4 protein-coding genes are annotated in these 3,002 nt (G+C 73.2%); 3 read left to right on the top strand and 1 reads right to left on the bottom strand.

Annotated elements, in window-relative coordinates; all coding sequences use genetic code 11:
- The first annotated feature begins 89 nt into the window (after positions 1-89).
- The 3 genes from L2I40_RS21255 (at position 90) to L2I40_RS21245 (ending at position 2,514) form a co-directional block, all read left to right on the top strand.
- Positions 90-995, top strand: a complete 906-nt coding sequence (locus L2I40_RS21255) for a 2-hydroxy-3-oxopropionate reductase (RefSeq protein ID WP_456305758.1) — start codon at positions 90-92, stop codon at positions 993-995.
- A complete protein-coding gene (locus L2I40_RS21250) occupies positions 995-1,516 on the top strand; it encodes a hypothetical protein (protein WP_237217198.1) in 522 nt (173 codons plus the stop codon). Before L2I40_RS21255 ends, L2I40_RS21250 begins: the two co-directional genes overlap by 1 nt.
- 125 nt (positions 1,517-1,641) lie before the next feature.
- Positions 1,642-2,514, top strand: a complete 873-nt coding sequence (locus L2I40_RS21245) for a helix-turn-helix domain-containing protein (RefSeq protein WP_237217197.1) — start codon at positions 1,642-1,644, stop codon at positions 2,512-2,514.
- Between the two features lie 6 nt (positions 2,515-2,520).
- On the opposite strand, the gene L2I40_RS21240 is transcribed toward L2I40_RS21245, so the two are convergent.
- On the bottom strand, positions 2,521-3,002 hold a 482-nt coding region (locus tag L2I40_RS21240; protein WP_237217196.1), incomplete at its 5' end, for a hypothetical protein.

Below are 3,002 nucleotides of genomic sequence, written 5' to 3'. Positions count from 1 at the left end.
CGGCGGCTCCGCCGCCTTGGCTCGCCGCACTGGCGGCGGGCCGCATTCGCGGCCTCGGCCCGCTGCGCGGGGCCGCCCGGCCGAACACGATGCAGGAGAATGTCATGTCCAAGATCGGCTTCATCGGCCTCGGCATCATGGGCCGCCCCATGGCCGGCCATCTCAAGGCCGCCGGCCACGAGATCACCGTCGTGGAGCGCAAGTCGCTCACCGCCGATGACCGCGCGAACTTCGCCGTCGCCCCGACCGCCAAGGCCGTCGCCGCCGCCTCCGAGATCGTCATCACGATGGTCCCCGACACGCCCGACGTGGAGGCCGTGCTGTTCGGCGCCGACGGCGTCGCGGCGGGGCTCTCGGCCGGCAAGCTCGTCATCGACATGTCCTCGATCAGCCCGACCGCGACGAAGGACTTCGCGAAGCGCATCAACGCGCTCGGCTGCGACTACCTCGACGCGCCCGTCTCGGGCGGCGAGGTCGGCGCGAAGAACGCAGCACTCACCATCATGGTCGGCGGCCCGCAGGCCGCCTTCGACCGCGCGCTGCCCGTCTTCGAGAAGATGGGCAAGAACATCACCCTCGTCGGCACCGAGAACGGCGCCGGCCAGACCTGCAAGGTCGCCAACCAGATCATCGTGGCGCTCACGATCGAGGCGGTGGCCGAGGCGCTGGTCTTCGCCTCCAAGGCCGGCGCCGATCCGGCGAAGGTCCGCCAGGCGCTGATGGGCGGCCTCGCGACCTCGCGTATCCTCGAGCTGCACGGGGAGCGCATGATCAAGCGCACCTTCAACCCCGGCTTCCGGATCGAGCTGCACCAGAAGGACCTGAACCTCGCGCTGCAGGCCGGGCGCGAGCTCGGCGTCGCGCTGCCCAACACCGCCTCCACCCAGCAGATCTTCGCCGCCTGCGCCGCCCTCGGCGGCAAGGGCTGGGACCATTCGGGCATGGTGAAGGCGCTCGAGGCGATGGCGGCCCACAAGGTCGCGCCCGACGCCTGATGCGGGCTGCTGGTCTGGCGCTGGCGGCGATGCTCGCCGCCTGCGCGGCGCCGCGCCCGCAGCCCGGCGAGGAGATCCGCGCCGAGGTGCTTCGCATCCACCGCGCGGCGGATCTCGAACGCGACGCCGCGGCGTCGCCGCCGGCCGAGCGCGCGCATCTGGAGAGCAGCGGCTTCGCCGACGCCGTGCGGGAGGGTCGCGCCGTCAGGGTCCGCTGCGCCGCCGGTCGCGACGAGGTGCTGATCACCGACGCGATCGCACCGCCCGGCATGGCGCTTGCCCCGTCGACGCTGGTCCGCCTTGCCTGGGGCAGCGAAGTGCCGCCGGTGCCGAACCGCGTCCTCGGCCCGCTGGACCATCCGCGCATCCGGCAGGGCACCCTCGGGCGCCCGCACATCGGCACCTTCCAGCTTGTGCCCTGGTCGGCCACGCCCGTCCTGGCGCCGCTCGAGCCCTGGCAGGAGGCCGAATACGCCCCGGTGCGCGGTTACCTTCTTCTGCGCTGCCGCCCGCGGAGCTGACGCAGGATTCACCTCTGTCTTGCCAGCCGGCGCAACGTCCCGGTATTGAGACGACTGGCGCGGAGTTGAAGAACCGTCTCCCCAAGGGCGGTTGTAGATCTTTCGCGCGACCAACGGGGGATTGTATGCGATTCGCCGATATAGGCCAGCAGTTGCGGGCCTACCGTCTTGAAAGCGGCCTGCGCGCCGAGGAGATCGCCGCCCGTCTCGGCGTCTCGCGCGCCGCGCTCTACCGCTACGAGAAGGGCGAGGTCATCAAGCTCGATACGATCCGCCGGCTTGCCGAACTGCTGAAGATCTCGCCGCTGTCGCTGCTCGGCATCGGCGTCGAGTATTTCTCCCGCCCCGTGGCCTTCCAGGAACGGCTGCGCCAGGTGGAGGAGCAGTCCGACCAGCTGCTGCAGGTCGGTGGCGCCGTCTGCTACCAGACGACGACCGACGCCTTCGACGGCGCGCTGGCCGAGGCCTGGACAGAGGCCGCCGACGCCGCGCCGGAGCGCGTGGCGGCGCGGGCCGCGGCCGACCAGATGCTCGGCATGCTCGCGGCGCGCAAGAAGCTGCATGCCGCGCGCAAGCCGACGATCATCGGCATCCTCGGCGAAGCCGCGCTGGCGCGCATGCTGCGCGAGGGCGTCGCGCCGGGTCTTCAGGTGCCCGACCGCACCCGCCAGCGCTGCCTCGCCGCCGCACGGACCGAGGCCGAGGCCATCGCGGCGATGATGGAAAGCGTGCCGATCGGCGTGCAGCTGGGCCTCGCCTCCGGCGTGGAGCCCGCCGCACCCTTCATCCTGCTGCGCGGGCGCGAGCGCGCGCATGTGGTCGCCGCCCCCTTCCCGCCCGACACGCCACCGCAGGGCGGCATCGGCGTGGCTTCCATCACGGCGGCCGACGAGGCGATTTCCGCCCACCAGCGCGTCGCCGAGGCGGGCTGGCGCGACGCGCTCAAGGGCGCCGCGGCGGCCGCTCGTGTGCGCGAACTGATCCGCGCCGCGGGCTGACGGGGCTCACCGCTCGAAGCGCCGCCGCCGCGCCTGCGGCGACATCAGCAGGAGCCGCATGCCGCCCGGCTTCGCGGCGTCCATGGGCACGACCGCGCCCGTGGCGCGCCGGACATCCGCGACCTCCATCACCGCGAAGACGCGCCGCATCGCCTCGACGGCCGCGGCGAGGCCGAAGGCGACGATCAGGAAGGCGACGAGCGACAGGCCGCCGCGCATCGCGTCCACGCCCGCCGCCCCCGCCGACGGCAGGAGCAGCATCGTGCCCAGCACCGTCGCCGCCAGCGCCGCCACCAGGGCGGAGGCGCGGCCGAACAGGATCGCAGCAAGCAGGATGGCCGTGACCAGCAGGAACGGCTGTCCCTCCGGCACCACCGGCAGCCCGAGCCATGGCAGCGCCGCCATCGCGCCCACCATCGAGGTCGCGCCGCCATGCCGGGTCGCGGCGCCCAGGCCGCGCAGACGCTCGAGGCGCGGGCGCCGCGGCG

This window comes from Falsiroseomonas oryziterrae, assembly GCF_021864505.1.
Classification (GTDB): Bacteria; Pseudomonadota; Alphaproteobacteria; order Acetobacterales; family Acetobacteraceae; genus Falsiroseomonas; species Falsiroseomonas oryziterrae.
This window is presented reverse-complemented; position numbering and strand designations above follow the sequence as displayed.

Excerpts from the sequence above, each read along its gene's own strand:
- L2I40_RS21255 (WP_456305758.1), top strand. The coding sequence starts at position 90 with ATGCAGGAGAATGTCATGTCCAAGATCGGCTTCATCGGCCTCGGCATC.
- L2I40_RS21250 (WP_237217198.1), top strand. The coding sequence starts at position 995 with ATGCGGGCTGCTGGTCTGGCGCTGGCGGCGATGCTCGCCGCCTGCGCG.
- L2I40_RS21245 (WP_237217197.1), top strand. The coding sequence starts at position 1,642 with ATGCGATTCGCCGATATAGGCCAGCAGTTGCGGGCCTACCGTCTTGAA.